General features: G+C 68.4%; 16 protein-coding genes. 6 read left to right on the forward strand and 10 right to left on the reverse strand.

The features are described 5' to 3' along the window. Nucleotides 1-116: 116 nt before the first annotated feature. The 4 genes from lipA to rpoE form a co-directional block, all read right to left on the reverse strand. Nucleotides 117-1,166, reverse strand: coding sequence for a lipoyl synthase (lipA, locus tag WB794_RS03075; protein WP_337334377.1), 1,050 nt, complete (start codon nt 1,164-1,166; stop codon nt 117-119). 157 nt (nt 1,167-1,323) lie between these two features. After that, nucleotides 1,324-2,742 (reverse strand): DegQ family serine endoprotease, encoded by a 1,419-nt coding sequence (locus tag WB794_RS03080; RefSeq protein ID WP_337334378.1) that lies wholly within the window; start codon nt 2,740-2,742, stop codon nt 1,324-1,326. A gap of 123 nt (nt 2,743-2,865) precedes the next feature. Beyond that, nucleotides 2,866-3,492, reverse strand: a complete 627-nt coding sequence (locus tag WB794_RS03085; RefSeq protein WP_337334379.1) for a sigma-E factor negative regulatory protein — start codon at nt 3,490-3,492, stop codon at nt 2,866-2,868. Next, nucleotides 3,492-4,106 carry an RNA polymerase sigma factor RpoE gene (gene rpoE / locus WB794_RS03090; RefSeq protein WP_337334486.1) on the reverse strand — a complete coding sequence of 205 codons (615 nt, stop codon included), beginning with the start codon at nt 4,104-4,106 and terminating at the stop codon, nt 3,492-3,494. The genes WB794_RS03085 and rpoE overlap by 1 nt, the downstream gene beginning before the upstream one ends. 211 nt (nt 4,107-4,317) lie before the next feature. On the opposite strand from rpoE, the gene WB794_RS03095 reads away from it, so the two are divergent. Next, nucleotides 4,318-6,348 carry a 3-hydroxyacyl-CoA dehydrogenase NAD-binding domain-containing protein gene (locus WB794_RS03095; protein WP_337334380.1) on the forward strand — a complete coding sequence of 677 codons (2,031 nt, stop codon included), beginning with the start codon at nt 4,318-4,320 and terminating at the stop codon, nt 6,346-6,348. A 51-nt stretch (nt 6,349-6,399) separates the two neighbouring features. On the opposite strand, the gene WB794_RS03100 is transcribed toward WB794_RS03095, so the two are convergent. After that, nucleotides 6,400-7,437: a TraB/GumN family protein gene (locus tag WB794_RS03100; protein ID WP_337334381.1), complete on the reverse strand. Its 1,038-nt coding sequence runs from the start codon at nt 7,435-7,437 to the stop codon at nt 6,400-6,402. Nucleotides 7,438-7,649: 212 nt separating this feature from the next. Between WB794_RS03100 and WB794_RS03105 the strand changes: the two genes are divergently transcribed. The 3 genes from WB794_RS03105 (at nt 7,650) to WB794_RS03115 (ending at nt 10,136) form a co-directional block, all read left to right on the forward strand. Continuing rightward, nucleotides 7,650-8,603 carry a PLP-dependent cysteine synthase family protein gene (locus tag WB794_RS03105; RefSeq protein WP_337334382.1) on the forward strand — a complete coding sequence of 318 codons (954 nt, stop codon included), beginning with the start codon at nt 7,650-7,652 and terminating at the stop codon, nt 8,601-8,603. A gap of 313 nt (nt 8,604-8,916) precedes the next feature. After that, complete coding sequence (locus tag WB794_RS03110; RefSeq protein ID WP_337334383.1) at nt 8,917-9,489, forward strand: hypothetical protein; 573 nt, start codon at nt 8,917-8,919, stop codon at nt 9,487-9,489. Between the two features lie 11 nt (nt 9,490-9,500). Continuing rightward, nucleotides 9,501-10,136 (forward strand): hypothetical protein, encoded by a 636-nt coding sequence (locus WB794_RS03115; protein WP_337334384.1) that lies wholly within the window; start codon nt 9,501-9,503, stop codon nt 10,134-10,136. A 45-nt stretch (nt 10,137-10,181) separates the two neighbouring features. Here the strand turns inward: WB794_RS03115 and WB794_RS03120 are convergent, their stop codons facing one another. Further along, nucleotides 10,182-10,616 carry an HIT domain-containing protein gene (locus WB794_RS03120; RefSeq protein ID WP_337334385.1) on the reverse strand — a complete coding sequence of 145 codons (435 nt, stop codon included), beginning with the start codon at nt 10,614-10,616 and terminating at the stop codon, nt 10,182-10,184. Next, entirely contained in the window at nt 10,613-11,275 is a 663-nt protein-coding gene (locus tag WB794_RS03125; RefSeq protein ID WP_337334386.1) for a dienelactone hydrolase family protein, read from the reverse strand. The genes WB794_RS03120 and WB794_RS03125 overlap by 4 nt, the downstream gene beginning before the upstream one ends. 124 nt (nt 11,276-11,399) lie before the next feature. Between WB794_RS03125 and rimO the strand changes: the two genes are divergently transcribed. Together rimO and WB794_RS03135 are read left to right on the forward strand one after the other, a co-directional pair. Continuing rightward, complete coding sequence (gene rimO / locus WB794_RS03130; protein ID WP_337334387.1) at nt 11,400-12,773, forward strand: 30S ribosomal protein S12 methylthiotransferase RimO; 1,374 nt, start codon at nt 11,400-11,402, stop codon at nt 12,771-12,773. A gap of 40 nt (nt 12,774-12,813) precedes the next feature. Further along, on the forward strand, nt 12,814-13,629 hold the full coding sequence (locus WB794_RS03135) for a DUF3025 domain-containing protein (RefSeq protein WP_337334388.1): 816 nt from the start codon (nt 12,814-12,816) through the stop codon (nt 13,627-13,629). 1 nt (nt 13,630) lies between these two features. Here the strand turns inward: WB794_RS03135 and WB794_RS03140 are convergent, their stop codons facing one another. The 3 genes from WB794_RS03140 to dapE all read right to left on the reverse strand — a co-directional run bounded on the left by WB794_RS03140 (nt 13,631) and on the right by dapE (nt 16,765). Next, nucleotides 13,631-14,863 carry a PQQ-dependent sugar dehydrogenase gene (locus WB794_RS03140; RefSeq protein ID WP_337334389.1) on the reverse strand — a complete coding sequence of 411 codons (1,233 nt, stop codon included), beginning with the start codon at nt 14,861-14,863 and terminating at the stop codon, nt 13,631-13,633. Between the two features lie 166 nt (nt 14,864-15,029). After that, nucleotides 15,030-15,446, reverse strand: coding sequence for a CBS domain-containing protein (locus WB794_RS03145; RefSeq protein ID WP_337334390.1), 417 nt, complete (start codon nt 15,444-15,446; stop codon nt 15,030-15,032). A gap of 185 nt (nt 15,447-15,631) precedes the next feature. After that, nucleotides 15,632-16,765, reverse strand: a complete 1,134-nt coding sequence (gene dapE, locus WB794_RS03150; RefSeq protein ID WP_337334391.1) for a succinyl-diaminopimelate desuccinylase — start codon at nt 16,763-16,765, stop codon at nt 15,632-15,634. Nucleotides 16,766-16,770: the final 5 nt, after the last annotated feature.

Genomic DNA, 16,770 nt, shown 5'->3' on the forward strand with positions numbered 1-16,770 from the left:
AAACATCGCCGTGCTGCGCCAAATTGGATGGCGCAGCACGGCGTTTTTCATGGGCGGGTGGTCGTAGCCGTAGAGCCGAGCTTGCTCGGCTTGCGAGCGGCCGAATGGTGCCTGGTTCAGCAGCGCAGCGACTGCATCGTCGCCGCGGACTCGCGGATCGCCTGCAGCACATCGCTTCGGCCCAGGCCCACGTTGTCCTGCTCGAGCACGCGCTCGGCGCGGTAGCTGGAGCGCACCAGCGGGCCGGACACCGCTTCCAGAAAGCCCTTGGACAGCGCCGATTCGCGGTACTCGTGGAACTTTTCGGGGCTGACGAAGCGCTGCACCGGCAGGTGGTTCTTGGTCGGGCGCATGTACTGGCCCATTGTGACCACATCGACATTGGCCGCGCGGATGTCATCGAGTGCCTGCTCGATTTCCTCGTCGGTCTCGCCCAGACCCAGCATCAGGCTGGTCTTGGTGATGACGCCCGGGGCGTGGCGCTTGGCGAAGGCCAGCACGTCCAGGGTCTGCTCGTAGCCGGCGCGCGGGTCGCGCACCGGATGGGTCAGGCGACGCACGGTTTCCAGGTTCTGCGCGAACGTGGCCAGGCCGGCATCGAGCACCGTGGCCACGTGCGCGTGCACGCCCTGGAAATCCGGCGTGAGCGCCTCGATCGCGGTGTCCGGCATGCGCGCATGGATGGCGCGGATGCAGGCGGCGTAGTGTCCGGCACCGAGGTCAGGCAGGTCGTCGCGGTCCACCGACGTCAGCACGACATACCTGAGCCCCATCAAGGCCACCGCGTCGGCGACGTTGGCCGGCTCCATCGGATCGAGCCAACCGCGCGGGTTGCCGGTGTTGACCGAGCAGAACTTGCAGGCGCGGGTGCACACCGAACCCATCAGCATCAGCGTGGCGGTGCCGCGCTCCCAGCACTCGGCGATATTGGGACACTTGGATTCGGCACAAACGGTGGAGAGCCTGTGCGACTGGACGATGTCCAGGACTTCCTTGTACCTGGCACCGCTGGGCAGCCGCACGCGCAGCCACGGCGGCTTGCGCTCGGCATCGGGAACGGCGCTGTCGGCGTTGGGCTTGATGCCGTCCAGCACCGCCGTGGTTCCCTGCGGACTGAGGATCTTGCTGCCCGATACCGGGCGCTGCGCGTTGGAGGATTCGCTCATGGACTCGATGCAGGACGACCGCACAGGGCGCGCGGGCCTGCCATTGTATCGGCGGGGACCGAGCTTTGCTGCGAGGCAGCATCCACGGCCGGGAGCCGGACGAAAAAAGGAGCGGCCCCGGTCGCGCCGGAGCCGCCCCGGATCCCTCACGCCGGGATCAATCCTTGGCCGGGGTCACCGTGATGAACTGGCTCGCATCGCCGCGCCGCACCAGCAGCATCACCGGCTCGCCGGCCTTTGCGTTCTTCGTGGCCTGGTTGAACTGGGCGACGCTGCCGACCTTGACCTTGCCGACCATCAGGATCACATCGCCTGCGCGCAGGCGCTGCGCAGCCGCGCCGGAGACCCTCGTCACCACAACGCCCTCGTCCTTGCCCAGACCGACCTGCTCGCGCTGCTCGGCGCTGAGGTCTTCCACGCCGATGCCGAGCCGGTTCGCCGTGTCCACGCTGCCTCCCGGACTGCCGGCAACCGCCTCGTCACCGCGCGGGGCTTCGCCGACCGTCACCGGCAGGGTGATTTCCTTGCCGTCGCGGAACACCTTGAGGCTGGCCTTGCTGCCCGGGCTGACGGCACCGACCATCGGCGGGAGCTGGGCGGAACGGGCAACCTCCTGCCCGTTGAAGGCGAGGATCACGTCCTGGATCTTGACGCCGGCCTTGTCGGCCGCGCCACCTGGCTCGACCTGGAAGACCAGCGCGCCGCTGGAGCGCGGCAGGCCGAGGCTGCGCGCCACGTCGCGGGTCACTTCCTGGATGCGCACACCCAGCAGTCCACGCGAGACGTAGCCCTTGGCCTTGAGCTGCTCGGCCGAGCGCATCGCCGTCTCGATGGGGATGGCGAAGGAAACGCCCATGAAGCCGCCGGTATTGGAAAAGATCTGCGAGTTGATGCCGACCACCTTGCCGTCGATGTCGAGCAGAGGGCCGCCGGAGTTGCCGCGGTTGATCGCCACGTCGGTCTGGATGAAGGGAACGTACTGCTGCCCGGTGACCTGCGAGCTGCGCCCCACCGCGCTGACAATGCCTGCGGTGACCGAATGATCGAAGCCGAAGGGCGAGCCGATCGCCACGACCCACTGCCCCGGCTTGAGCGCGCTGGAGCTGCCGATCCTGACCGCCGGAAGGCGGCCCTCGTCCACCTTGAGCAGGGCCACGTCGGTTTCCGCATCGCTGCCGACCAGGGTGGCGCTGAGCTCGCGCCGGTCCGCCAGCTGCACGTGGATGTCGTCGGCACCGTCGATCACGTGATGGTTGGTGAGGATGTAGCCGTCGGCCGAGATGATGAAGCCGGTACCCTGCGAGGTCCGGTCGCGCGGTGCCTGCGGCGCGCCGGGCGCACCCGGCATCCCGGGCTGGCCGAAGAAGCGCCGGAAGAACTCCTGCATCTGAGCGTCCTCGTCCGCGCTGGGGGCATTGCGCAGGTTCGCCTTGGCCGTGCTGGTGGCCATCACGCTCACCACGCTCGGGCCGGCGTCCTCGACCAGGCCGGTGAAATCGGGAAGCTGCGCGTTGGCGGCACCGGCGAGAAGCAGCACGCCGAGCGCCAGGAACACCTTTCGGAACAAATGGTTCATTGGACCCTCATCGGATGCGAAGGAAGGAGTATTGGAAAGCGGGTGGCACCCTGCGCGTCACGCGGGCACGTCGAACGCGGCCGGGTGCGTCAGGTGCTGCCGTGAAACCGCAGGGCCGGCGGGCTACCTCGCCGGAGCATCCTGCGCCGGCGGAGCCAGCGGGGAAAGCCACGGTGCGGCCAGCTCCACGCTGCGGCCGTTGACCGCCTGCTGGTGGCGCAGCCAATAGGCTTCGAAGCGCGGGTCGTAGCGCACCTGGCCACCGCGGCGTGCGTCCTCGCTCGACGACACGGTCTGCGCATCGAAGCGATACGGCGGACGCAGGTCCTGCACACGGTAGGGGGAAGGCGCGACGATCGATTCGGATACGGCGGCCTCCTGCGCTCCGGCCAGCGCCTCGCCCGCAGGCGGCGCGAGCGGATCTGCGCCCGGGCGCGCGAACAGCAGCGCCACCAGCGCCACCGATGCCGCAACGGCGAATCCACCGCCCCAGCGCAGCGCGCCCGAAGCGCGCGGCGATGCGATCGCGCCGACGGCCTCTTCGTCCAGCCGCGCCGCGATCTGGCGTGCGAAATCCTTGCGCAGCGGCAGCGCGGTGCCGCGCATCGCCTCGCCAAAGAAATGCCAGCGCTGCCAGACCGCCACCAGCTCGGTATCGTGCTCGGCGCGCTTGAGCAGAAAGCGCGTGCGGTCGCGATCGAGCTCGTTGTCGATCAGTGCAGACAGTTGCTCACGGATGTCCTGGTTCATCATGACGCTCTCCCGCTGCGTTCCTTTCTGCCCGTTGCATCGCCCATCAGCGGTCGCAACTGCTGGTCGATGGCCTCGCGTGCCCGGAAGATGCGCGAACGCACCGTGCCGATCGGGCAACCCATGGCTTCGGAAATTTCCTCATAGCTCAGCCCGTCGACTTCGCGCAGCGTGATCGCCACGCGCAGCTCCTCGGGCAAGGCTTCGACCGTGCGCGCCACGGTTTGTTCAATTTCCCGGCGCATCGCCTCGTTCTCCGGCGTGCCGGCGTCGCGCAGCCGAGCGCCGCTTTCGAACTGCACCGCATCCTGCGCGTCGATGTCTTCGGTCGGTGGACGCCGGCCCAGTGCCACCAGATGGTTCTTGGCGGTGTTGACGGCGATCTTGTAGAGCCAGGTGTAGAACTGGCTGTCGCCGCGAAAGTTCGGCAGCGCGCGATAGGCGCGGATGAACGTCTCCTGCGCCACGTCCTGGCACTCGGCCCAGTCGTGGATGAAGCGGGAGATGATGCCCACTACCTTGTGCTGGTACTTGAGCACGAGCAGGTCGAAGGCTCGCTTGTCCCCGTCCTGCACGCGTTTGATCAGTGCCTGGTCCACGTCGTTCTCACCCATTCGGGCCTGCCTTGTCGTTGTTCTGGCGGCTCGTTCACGGCTTGGATGGACCGGGCGTGGCCTGGAAAGTTCCCGCGCCGGCATGCGCGCACCGGATTCCGGCGGGGCCGCGCGGGCGCGCACCATACCGTGGCGCATTGACCGTACACGGCTTGAACCGGGATCATAGCCACTTTGCCGCCGGGCCACGGGCCCGCATCAGGAGAACCCCATGTTCGACGGACTGCGTTTTCGCCACTGGGCCACCGAGCAGCGCGCCGACGGCGTGCTCGTGCTCACCCTCGACCGCGCCGACGCGCCGGTCAACGCGCTGTCGCAAGCGGTACTGGACGAACTGGACGCCCTCATCGAGCGCATCGAGATCGGCAAGCCCAAGGCGGTGGTGATCCGCTCGGGCAAGGAGGCCGGATTCATTGCCGGTGCCGACCTCAAGGAATTCCAGGAGTACGACGCCAAGGGCACGGTGATGGATGCGATCCGCCGCGGCCAACGCGTGTTCGAGCGCCTCAACCGCCTGCCCTGCCCGACGGCGGCGGCGATCCACGGCCACTGCATGGGCGGCGGCACCGAGCTTTCCCTGGCCTGCCGCTATCGCGTCGCGTCCAGCGCCGAATCCACCCGCATCGGCCTGCCGGAAGTCAAGCTCGGCATCTTCCCCGGATGGGGCGGTTCAGTGCGCCTGCCGCGGCTGGTGGGAACGCCCGCCGCGATGGACATGATGCTCACCGGCCGCGCACTTTCGGCCGCCAACGCGCGCGCCATCGGCCTGCTGGACAAGGTGGTGGAACCTGCGATGCTGCTGGATGCGGCCATCGAGCTCGTCCAGCGCGGCACCACGCGCCCGCTCAGGCAGCGCGCGCTGGCCTGGGCCACCAACCTGTGGCCGACGCGCCAGGTGCTCGCACCGATGCTGGTCAAGCAGGTGTCGCGCAAGGCGAAGAAGGCGCACTATCCCGCGCCCTATGCGCTGATCGATACCTGGAAACGCGGCGGCGGCAGCACCGATGCGCGCTTGAAGTCCGAGGCCCGCGCGGTGGTGAAACTGGCCGGCGGCCAGACCGCGCGCAACCTGATCCGGGTGTTCTTCCTGATGGAGCGGCTCAAGGGCCTGGGCGGCAAGGAGCACGGGATCGAGCACGTCCACGTGGTCGGGGCCGGCGTGATGGGCGGCGACATCGCGGCCTGGTGCGCGCTGCGCGGCTTCAGCGTCACGCTGCAGGACCGCGAGATGAAGTTCATCCAGCCGGCGCTGGATCGCGCCGCGGCCCTGTTCGAGAAGAAGGTGAAGCGCGAGGACAAGCGCGCCGCCACCGCCGCGCGGCTGGTGGCCGATGTCGAAGGCGCGGGCGTTGCCAAGGCGGATCTCGTGATCGAGGCGATCTTCGAGAACCTTGAGGCCAAGCGGGCGCTGTATGCCGAACTCGTGACGCGGCTCAAGCCCGAGGCGCTGCTGGTCTCCAACACCAGCTCGCTGGCGCTCGACGACCTGTGCGAAGGCATGTCCCACGCCGACAACTTCGCCGGCCTGCACTACTTCAATCCGGTGGCGCTGATGCCGCTGGTGGAAATCGTCCGGCACGCCGGCATCTCGCAGGACACCGAGCGTCGCCTGGCGGCGTTCTGCAAGGCCATCGACAAGCTCCCGGTCCCGGTCGCCGGCACGCCCGGCTTCCTGGTCAACCGCATCCTTGCGCCCTACATGGAGGAGGCCATCATCGCCTTCCGCGAGGGCATCCCGGGCCGCGCCATCGACAAGGCCGCGCTCGACTTCGGCATGCCGATGGGGCCGATCGAACTGGTGGATACCGTGGGTCTGGACGTAGCCGCGAGCGTGGGAAAAATCATGGCCGAGTTCCACGGCCAACCCGCGCCGGATTTCGCCTTCGAGCCGAACGCACGCGGCAAGAAGGACGGCCGCGGCCTGTACGAATGGCAGGACGGCAAACCGCTCAAGCCCGAGCTGCCGAAGGACTACCGCGCGCCCGACGATCTCGCCGATCGCCTCGTGCTGCGGCTGCTCAACGAGGCCGTGGCTTGCCTGGCCGATGGCACCGTGGCCGACGCGGACCTGCTCGATGCCGGCGTCATTTTCGGTACCGGATTTGCACCCTTCCGCGGCGGCCCGATCCAGCACATCCGCAACGAAGGGGCGGCGCGTCTCAAGCAGCGCCTGGAACAGCTCGCCGGCCGCTACGGCGACCGCTTCGCGCCGCGCCCGGGCTGGGATGCGCTGATCGACTGAGCGACGGCACCGCCACCGCAGCCGGCACGCACCGGCCGCGGCGGCGTCAAGCTACGGAGCTTCGACGGTGTAGCCGCGTGCCGCCAGCGCGGCCAGCTGGCCCTTCTCGCCCAGAAGATTGCCCATCGGCAGCGCCGCGAAGCTGGTTTCGTGCCCGGCGATGATGGCCTGCGCGTGCTCCAGCCACATTGCATCCAGCCGTTCGCCCAGATCATGGATGCCCTGCTCTTTCGCAAAGCGCGATTCGAAAACCGCTTCGAGACAGGCCTGGCTGGGGTTGGTGAAAGTGACTTCCCGCAGGGTCAAAAGATCGCCGCGCGCCCAGGCGTTGGCGCGGATGCGCATGTTGTTGAGGTCGTTTTCCAGATGATCGAGCATCTGGTGGAAGCACTCCGCGTCGTCGATTTCGGCCTTGCGGAAATCGCGGATCGCGCCCTTCGGATCGTCGATCCGGACTTCCAGCCGCGGCCGTTCGATCTCGATGCCGTGCTGCCTGGCGACCTTTTCGATCAGCGGTGACACCACGCCGCGATACTGCAGTCCGCTCTTCTTCAGCGCCGCCGCATTGAGCTCGCTGGCCGCAAACACCGGGCGGAACGTCTCGACCTTGCGGTCGCGCCCCAGGTAGCGCTCCTTGAGCACCAGCCAGCGCGCGTAGTCATCACTCGCCACCTTGTCCTTCAGCCGCTCGCCTTCCGGATTCTTGCGCGCGCCCAGCATCCTCGGCAGCAGCAACAGCTGGCGGAACTTGCCGATGCCCAGATCGAACTTCACCCGCGGCGGCATCAGCACCTTTTCCGCCGCGGCGACGCGCCCGGCCACCTCGTCCGACTCCCACTCCATGCGCCGTGCCACCGGCTGCACCGTGCCGAGGATCCACATGACGTGGCCATCGCGGCTCACCTTCCACAGCCCGGGGCCGGGCATCTTGCCGCTCACCACCAGAGTTTCGAGCACGATGGCGTCCTCGCGCGCCGGGGCCTGTTCGGCGGCCGGGGCTTCATCGGCGGCCGGCGCGGCGTGGGCGAGAGGGAGCCCGGGCAACAGGCACAGCATCCCGAGCAGGTGGAAAAACAGGCGATGGCTCACGCGCGAAGCTCCCGGTCGAAAAAAACGGATGGTAGGTTCGCGGCGGCGCGCGCCGGCCATGCCGAAGGTCGCCGCTGCGGGCAACGGTTCAGCTTGATGCTGCGGGCCACACCGCCGGATTGAAAAAGTACCGGATCACTCCTGTTTGACCTGGGTCATGGGAACCATTCGCATCGCGGGCGAGACTGGTGCATCCTCCCGGGAGACCGACCATGGCCATGCGCTATCCCATCCTATCCTCCAGCATCCTCGACGCCATCGGCGACACGCCCATGCTGGAGATCGACGGCATCTTCGCCAAGTGCGAGTTCCTCAATCCTTCCGGATCGATCAAGGCGCGCATCGCCCACTACATCGTCGAACGCGCCGAGCGCGAGGGCCTGCTCAAGCCCGGCGACACCATCGTGGAGGCCACCAGCGGCAACACCGGCAACGCCTTTGCCATGGTGGCGGCGGTCAAGGGCTACCGCATGATCGTGGTGATGCCCGAGGGGCTTTCCACCGAGCGCGTGGCGATCTCGCGCGCCTACGGTGCCGACGTCCTGTTCTGCGGCAACTTCCACGTCAACGAGGCCCTGGAGCGCGCCCGCGCGCTGGGCCGGCAGCCGGGCTTTTTCTTCCCCGGCCAGTTCGAGAACGAGTGGAACGTGGAGGAAAACCGCGAGTGGCTGGGACAGGAAATCCTGCGCCAGCTGCCCGAGGGACGGGTGCCCGACGCCTTCGTGCACGGCGTGGGCACCGGCGGCACCCTGATCGGCGTGGGCGAGGCGCTGCGCGCGGTGAATCCGAACGTGCGCCTGTTCGCGATGGAGCCCTCCGAGTCGCGCACCATCCTGTGCGGCGAGGTCGCCCTGCACCGGATCGAGGGCATTTCCGACGGGTTCGTGCCGGGCATCTTCCAGCGCCACCGCGACCTGGTGGGCCGGAACACGGTAAGCGTGGCCAGCGAGGATGCGGTGGCCGAAATGCGCAGACTGGCGCGCACCCACGGCCTCTTCTGCGGGCCGAGCTCGGGTGCCCACCTGCTCGCTGCCCGCCAGCTGCGCGAGCGATTCCCCGAGCTTGAGACCATCGTCACCATCCTCGACGACAAGGGCGAGAAGTACCTGCACGATTTCTTCATGCGCGCCGCTCCAAACGCAGAAAAGCCCCTGCCGTTCCACTGAAGTCACCGTCCCCCCGCACCGCACCCGCGCTCCGGGGAGCGCGCTCGCGTGCGCGGCCGTACGGAAGAAAAGCGTGACGGATGTCCTGATTTCGTGCCACGCTCCGTATCGCTGTACGGAACACCGCCGACCGGACCACGGGTCGATCCGCGACCAGGCGCGCGGCGGCGTTCCTCCGGCCTTGGCCGGACAGCGGCGTCAATGGCCGCGTCTTGCGTCTTCAGGGGGCGGGAATACCGCCGACGCAGGCCGCCCCGGCGACGCCAACGGCCACCCATTGGCCATGAGCATCCTAAAACCCGGGAGAACCATCATGTTGAAGACATCCACGAGCCTCGCGCTCTCCATCGCCCTGCTGCTGGGCGCGAGCAGCGCCTTCGCCGCCTCCAGCGACGGCATCCTCGATGGCACCAGCCCATCGATGCCGCAGTACGCCAACGATCTGGAATCGGATCTGGAGCCGGCTTCCAGCCTGGCACCGGAGCTGAGCTACCACTATCTGTTCATCGCCGGTTCGGCCCTCACTCCGCGCGACAGCACGACCACCGTCAGCTACCCGGGAGCCGGATGCACGACCGTGAGCTCCGCGCTGACCACCGACCTGCAGCTCCCGCACGGAAGCACCCTGCTCGGCGTGCGCACCTACTATTACGACAACGCCGCCACGGGTTCCGTCCATAGCTGGGTCACACGGTACAACGGGCTCGGCGACATCTCCGATCTCTTGAGTGTCTCCATGCCCCACGCCACGGGCTACGCAGACCGTTACGATGGATTGGGCACGGCCGAGGTGGTCGACAACGTCAACTATTCGTATGTGCTGATCGCCAACACCGGCACAGGCACGCGTATCTGCGGGTTCCGCGTATTTTATTCCATGCCGTGAGGAGCGCCGTCATGACGACCGTCAAGACCACGGCATCCGATCGGAGCCGAACCCTGCAACGCTTGCCGCTACTTTGTCTGGCGAGCGCTCTGCTTCTGGCCGCTCCCTGCGCAATGGCGCAGCCCGACGCGGCGACCAGCATCCTCGCTGTCGATGCACCGGACGCGCCCAGCGGTACCGAGGGAACTCCCACATTTTCCTACCGATGGCTGGCGGGCTCCACCTTCCACTCCGTCTCGACGCCCGGTTCGTACACATATTACGGTGCCGGCTGTATTCAGCCATCGGGCACCGGTACGCGGACCTTCCATCACAAGCTGCTGCTGCCCCAAGGCTCGCTGGTGAAGTACGTGCGCCTGTACTACCGCAACACCTCGACCGCAAACACACCGACCGCCTATTTCACCACCTACAACATGGTCGGTGGAATCACCGATCACGGCTTTGTTTCAGGCTCCAATATCGGAGGGTATAGCTCGGCGCTGAGCGGGGAAATGAACTACACCGTTGATCACATCGCAGAACCGATCAACATCGACGTCTCTCTGGGAAGCGTCACCGACGGCAGCGTGCAGTTCTGCGGCGTGCGGGTGGCCTATTACGCACCAGAACTGGAGATCGACATCTTCAAGGACGGCTTCGAGTAATCCCGACAGGGCGATATCCGCGGGATCAGTCGAGCGGCACCGCCGTCACTCCCCGGTTGCGGCAGGCAGTTCCAGCGCCTGCCGCAGCTCGGCGATCCGCGTTTCGCGCTGACCGACCGCGCGCCGCTCTCCGGGTTGAAAGCCCCACACCGGCGCTGGCCAGGCCGGATCGTCGCGGAACCGCGCGACGACGTGGATATGCAGCTGCTCGACCACGTTGCCCAGCGCCGCGACGTTGAGCTTGTCGGGGGAAAACAGGGTTTGCAGCGCGCGCGAGGCGCAATCGATCTCGTCGACCAGCGCCAGCCGGTCGGCGCGGGAAAGATCGACCAGCTCGCGCATCCCCGCGCGGCGCGGCACCAGGATCAGCCAGGGCCAGCGCGCGTCGTCCATCAGCAGCACCCGGCACAGCGCAAGCTCCGCCACCGGCACGGCATCGGCCGCCAGGCGCGGGTGCAGGGCGAAGCCGGCCTCACTCACGGCTGCAGGAATCGGGTGAAGAACTGCACGGTGCGCCGCTGCGCTTCAAGCGCGGCAGCCTCGACGTAATCCGCGCGCGTTTCGCAGTTGAATCCGTGGCCGGCGTCGTAAAGGTGGATGAAGGCGTCCGGCAGCGCCTCGCGATGGGCCTCGATGTCGGCCGGCGGGGTCAGCGGATCGTGTTCGCCGAAGTGCAGCATCAGCGGTGCCTTGGGGCGCTCGCCCAGAAAAGGCACGGTGCGCCCGCCGTAGTAGCACACCGCCGGCAGGCCGAGCCGGGCGTTGGCCAGGTAGGCCACGGTGGCACCCCAGGAAAAACCGACCACACCGACGTTTTCCACGGTATCGGACAGCGACCCGGCGGCGGTTTCCACGACGCACACAGCGCGCTCGAAGCCGACCGCTGCGGCCAGCTCGCGGGCGCGCGCCGTGCTCTCCGCATCGAAACCCAGCTGCACGTCGCGGGCGACCAGGTCGAACATCACCGGTGCCAGCGCCACGTAGCCGTGCACCGCAAAGTGGTCGGCGACCGCGCGGATGTGGCTGTTCATCCCGTAAATCTCGTGCACCACGACCAGCCCGCCGCGCGGGCGATCGGGTGGATCGCTGCGATAGCCGCCGATCAGTCCGAAGCCGGTGTCCAGGGTAACCGGGGCCATGTCGCTCTCCGTCGCACGCGCCACCGCGGCGCGCCCGGCAAAAGTGATAGCGCCAACCGCTGCCGCAGGCAAGCGGCACCGCGCGCCGCGTATAATCCGCGGCCCTTCCCAGCGCGCCGTGCCCATGCCCGCCAGCCAACCCAAGGTCGGATTCATCTCGCTCGGCTGCCCGAAGGCGCTGGTCGACTCCGAACGCATCCTCACCCAGCTTCGGGTGGAGGGCTACGACATCGTCGGCAGCTACGAGGCCGCCGACGTGGTGGTGGTCAACACCTGCGGCTTCATCGATTCTGCAGTGCAGGAGTCGCTCGACACCATCGGCGAGGCGCTCACCGAGAACGGCCGGGTGATCGTCACCGGCTGCCTGGGCAAGCGCCCGGAAAAGATCCGCGAGGCGCACCCGGACGTGCTGGCGATCAGCGGCCCGCAGGACTACGCCAGCGTGATGGACGCGGTACACACCGCCGTGCCGCCGACGCACGATCCCTTCGTCGACCTGCTGCCCGACTACGGCGTCAAGCTCACCCCGAAGCATTTTGCCTACCTGAAGATTTCCGAAGGCTGCAACCACCGCTGCAGCTTCTGCATCATTCCCTCGATGCGCGGCGACCTGGTCAGCCGCCCGGTGGACGAGGTGCTGCGCGAGGCGGAGAAACTGGTACGCGGCGGCGTGCGGGAACTGCTGGTCGTGTCGCAGGACACCAGCGCCTACGGCGTGGACCTGCGCTACGCCGAGCGCCTCTGGAACAACCGTTTCCACGCCACGCGCATGAAGGCGCTGTGCGAAGGGCTGGCCGAGCTTGGCGTATGGAACCGACTGCACTACGTCTATCCCTATCCGCACGTCGACGACATCGTCGAGCTGATGACCCGCCGCCACGCCGACGGCACGCCGCACCTCTTGCCCTATCTCGACATTCCCTTCCAGCACGCCAGCCCGCGCATCCTCAGGCTGATGAAGCGCCCCGGCGCGGTGGAGAAGACCCTGGAGCGGATCCAGCGCTGGCGCGCCGCGTGCCCGGATCTCACCGTGCGCAGCACCTTCATCGTCGGCTTCCCCGGCGAGACCGAGGCCGAGTTCGAGGAGCTTCTGGATTTCCTCGATGAGGCGCAGCTCGATCGCGTCGGTGCCTTCGCCTATTCGCCGGTGGAAGGCGCGTCGGCCAACGCCCTGCCCGATCCCGTGCCCGAGGACGTGAAGCAGGAGCGCCTGGCGCGCTTCATGCAGCGACAGGCACAGATCAGCGCGGAAAAACTCGAACGCAAGATCGGCAGCGTGCAGACCGTGCTGGTGGACGCCATCGACGGCGACCTCGCCTACGCGCGATCCATGGCCGATGCGCCGGAAATCGACGGCATCGTGCAGATCCAGGACGGCTTCGAGGCTGGCCTCAAGCCCGGCCAGTTCGCCCAGGTGCACATCCTGGGCAGCGACGAGCACGACCTCTACGGCTGTGTGGAGCTGCCTGACGATGCGGACGACTATCTGCCCGGCTGAACCCCGCCCGGCGGCGCGTCGATCACAAGGCTGATCGAGCGTGGCGCGCAACAGGTTCCGGGCACCGGCGCGCGCATCGCTGGATGCGCGCGTCTTCGCGCATCCGGTCTTTGCCGGCTGCGCGCGCCACCGGGCGCTGCTGTCCGGCCCGAACTGGCCCACGATCAGCCACCTGGACGAGTTGCTCTCGCGCGAAGCCGGCGTGCGTTTCATACAGCAGGACGATGCGCTGCTCGGCGACGGGGAGCACTATGAAACCCGCATCCACGCGCTTGGCACGGTGGCGACGCGAGCCGAGAACTGGCACGACTTGTTCAACGCGCTGATCTGGGCCATGCACGCACCCATCAAGCGCGCGCTCAACGCCCGCCAGGTTGCCGAGGTCGCGCGCCACGGCCCGCGCCAGCGCAGCCGGGCGCAGTGTGCGCTGACCCATTTCGACGAGGCCGGCGCAGTGGTCTGGGCCGCGCAACCCGACCTGCTGGCGGCGTGGGATGCGCACGACTGGCCGGCCTTCTTCGGCCAGCGCGCGGCCTTTGCCGGCGGCGCGCTGCGCGTGCGCATCTTCGGCCACGCCCTGCTCGAACACGCACTGGTTCCCGAGCGCCTGCCTACCGCCAAGTGCCTGGTGCTGTGCGGCGGCGATCCGGAAAACTGGCAGGAACGCCTCGCCGCGGCCATCTCGGCAGGCGTGGCGCTTGCCGATCCGCAGGAGCTGCGCCCGCTGCCGCTGGCGGGAATTCCCGGATGGGCCGACGGCCAGCAGGCACCGGGATTCTTCGACGGCGACTGCTTCCGCCCGCTGCGCGACGGGCGGCGCTATCCGGCACCGCTCGACGGCGCATCCGGCGCGTGAATCAGGGCCCGCCCGCGAGCCCGATGCGCAGGATCTTGCCCTCGGTTTCAGACAGCACGTAGAGGTAGCCGTCCGGCCCCTGCCGCACGTCGCGCAGGCGCGGCTTGCGCTCGGTGAGAAGCCGCTCCTCCGATACGACGCGTCCGTCCTCGTCCAGCGCCAGGCGGATCAGGTCGGTGCTGGCCAGCCCGCCCAGGAACAGGCTGCCCTGCCAGGCCGGAAAACGCTCGGCGGTGTAGAACGCCATCCCCGAAAGCGCCGGCGAACGCTCGAAGTAGTAGTGCGGCTGCTCGGTGCCCGGCGCGCTGGTTCCGATGGCCTCGGGAATCGGCTGGCCGGAATAGTTGATGCCCCAGGTCGCCAGCGGCCAGCCGTAGTTTTTGCCGGGCTGCGGAATATTGACCTCATCGCCACCGCGCGGCCCGTGCTCGCTGGTCCACAAAAAGCCGGTGGCCGGATGCAGCGCCGCGCCCTGCTGGTTGCGGTGGCCGTAGGACCAGATTTCCGGACGCGCATCCTCGCGCCCGACGAAGGGATTGTCGGAAGGCACGCTGCCGTCGAGGTTCAGGCGCACCACCTTGCCCTGCAGGTGGTCGAGCTTCTGCGAGGTGGGACGCTCGTTGTTTTCCCCAAGCGCCAGGTACAGATGGCCCTGCCCATCGAACACGATGCGCGAGCCGAAGTGCCCGCCCTGGGAGAGCTTGGGCTCCTGCCGGAAGATCACCTGCCAGTCCGCGATGCGATCGCCCTCCAGCCGCCCGCGCCCGAGCGCGGTGCCGGCGCGACCGCCTTCCCCGCCGCCTTCGGCATAGCTCAGGTAGATCATCCGGCTTTGTTCGAAATCGGGCGCGAGCGCCACGTCGAGCAGGCCGCCCTGCCCGTTCGCCCAGACCTCGGGCACGCCTGCGATGGGTTCGGACAGCGTGCCATCAGGCGAAACATGCCGCAGCCGACCGACGCGCTCGGTCACCAGCATCCGCCCGTCCGGCAGGAAAGCCAGCGCCCAGGGCACCTCCAGCCCCGAGGCCACTTCGGTGACCTCGACGCGCGATGCGACCGCCGGTGCGGGCGCGCCGTGCGGTGCGCTGACGCCCTGGGGCCGGACCGGAGCCGCGGCTGGCTCCCCGGTGGACGGCGCAGGTGCCCCGTTGCCGCAGGCTGGAACCAGCACCACCAGCGCGACGGCCAGCAGCGCCGGCTTCAGGCGGCGGGGAAAGGCCAGGGATCGACGCATTTCATCCTCCATTCGCGAGGCGCACGGGAAGCAGCGCCGATCATGCCAGCAACCGGCGCGCCCGTCCCGCGGCCGGCAAGCCAGCGGCTTGGTTCCTGCCGCATCCGGAGCCGCTCAAGCCAGTGCCCGACGGCCGGAACCGGTCAGGCGGCCTCGCGCGACCCGATCACCAGTTGCGCGACTCGTTGCGCACGACTTCGACCAGGGCGTTGAGGGCATCGGTCAGGGTGAAGATGCCGAGGAAGTCGCCATCTTCGTCGCGCACGATGGCGCTGCCGACCCTACGGCTGACCATCTCCATCGCCACCTCATCGAGCAGGGTCGACGCATGCACGACAAAGAGGTCGTCGGCCATCAGATCCTGGGCGCGGATCTGGAGCTGCTCGTCCAGGCTCAGCCCCTGCACCAGGCGCACGTCGCGCTCGCTGATCACGCCCACCACCTCGCCATCGCGCCGTACCGGCAGGTGCCGGACGCCGTGCTGATCCATCAGTTCGCGCAGCTCCCCGATGGCGGTCGTTTCGGCGACGGTCACGGGATCGGGCGTGGTGAATTCCTCAACTCGCATCCTGGAAGGCAGCATGTCGCGTCTCCTGCGGAGGCCCGGTGTCGGGCGGCGGATGGTGCCGCGTGCATCACGCGGCCGGATGAACCCGGCACCGCAGCGCGGGTCGGTGCCGCAAGTATGGGCTTCTTTTCCGATGCAGGCATCCCGCCGCAGGTTTCACTCGCCGCTGCGGCCGCGCGAGGCCAATCCGCACGCCGCATTCACGCGCGCGCCAGCATCCGCCGCGCAATCGCCAGATACAGCGCCGGCAGCGCGTCGAGGTCGGCCAGCGGCACGTTCTCGTCGACCTTGTGGATGCTGGCATTGACCGGACCCACTTCCACCACCTGCGCGCCGAGCGGGGCGATGAAGCGCCCGTCGGAGGTTCCGCCGGCGGTGTCTTCCCGCGGCACCCGGCCGCTGACCTCGGCGATGGCGGCACGCACCACCCGGCGCAGCGCGCCATCTCCGGTATGGAAAGGATCGCCGGAGCGGTGCCAGCGGATCGAAAAATCCAGCGCGTGGGCGCGCAGGGTGGCTTCGATGGCATCGATCAGCGCCTGCGCGCTCCAGCGCGGCCCGTAGCGCAGGTTGAACTGCACCTCCAGCTCCCCCGGAATGACGTTGCTCGCGCCCGTGCCCGCGTGGAGATTGGCGATCTGGAAGCTGGTCGGCGGGAAGTCGGCGTCGCCCTCGTCCCAGCGCCGTGCGGCAAGCGCGGCCAGCGCCGGCAGCGCGCGATGCACGGGATTGTCCGCCAGCTGCGGATAGGCCACGTGGCCCTGCACGCCGCGTACGCTCAAGGTGCCGGTGAGCGAGCCTCGCCGACCGATGCGGACGGTGTCGCCCAGCGCCCGGCTGGCGGTGGGCTCGCCCACCACGCAGGCGTCGATGCGCTGGCCGGTTTCGCGAAAATGCTGCGCGACCCGGCGCACGCCGTCGATGGCATCGCCTTCTTCGTCCGAGGTCAGCAGCAGCGCCACCGTGCCCGGATGATCGGGATCGGTCCGCACGAAGTCTTCCAGCGCCAGCACCATGGCCGCGACCGCGCCCTTCATGTCGGCCGCGCCGCGCCCGTACAGTCGTCCGTCGCGGACCTGCGGTTCGAAGGGCGGCGAGCGCCAGGCGGCGACCGGACCGCTGGGCACCACGTCGGTATGGCCGAGGAAGCACAGCACCGGCGCGCCGTGGCCGTGCGTGGCCCACAGGTTGCGCACGCTGCCGAACGGCAGCCGGGTGATGGAAAAACCGGCGGATTCCAGGCGCGCGGCGACGAGATCCTGGCAGCCGGCGTCCTCGGGCGTGACCGAAACCCGGCGGATCAGCTCACAGCTGAGGTCGAGGACGGCCGACACGGCGG

This window comes from Denitratimonas tolerans (assembly GCF_037203605.1).
In the GTDB taxonomy this organism is placed as follows: Bacteria; Pseudomonadota; Gammaproteobacteria; order Xanthomonadales; family Xanthomonadaceae; genus Denitratimonas; species Denitratimonas tolerans.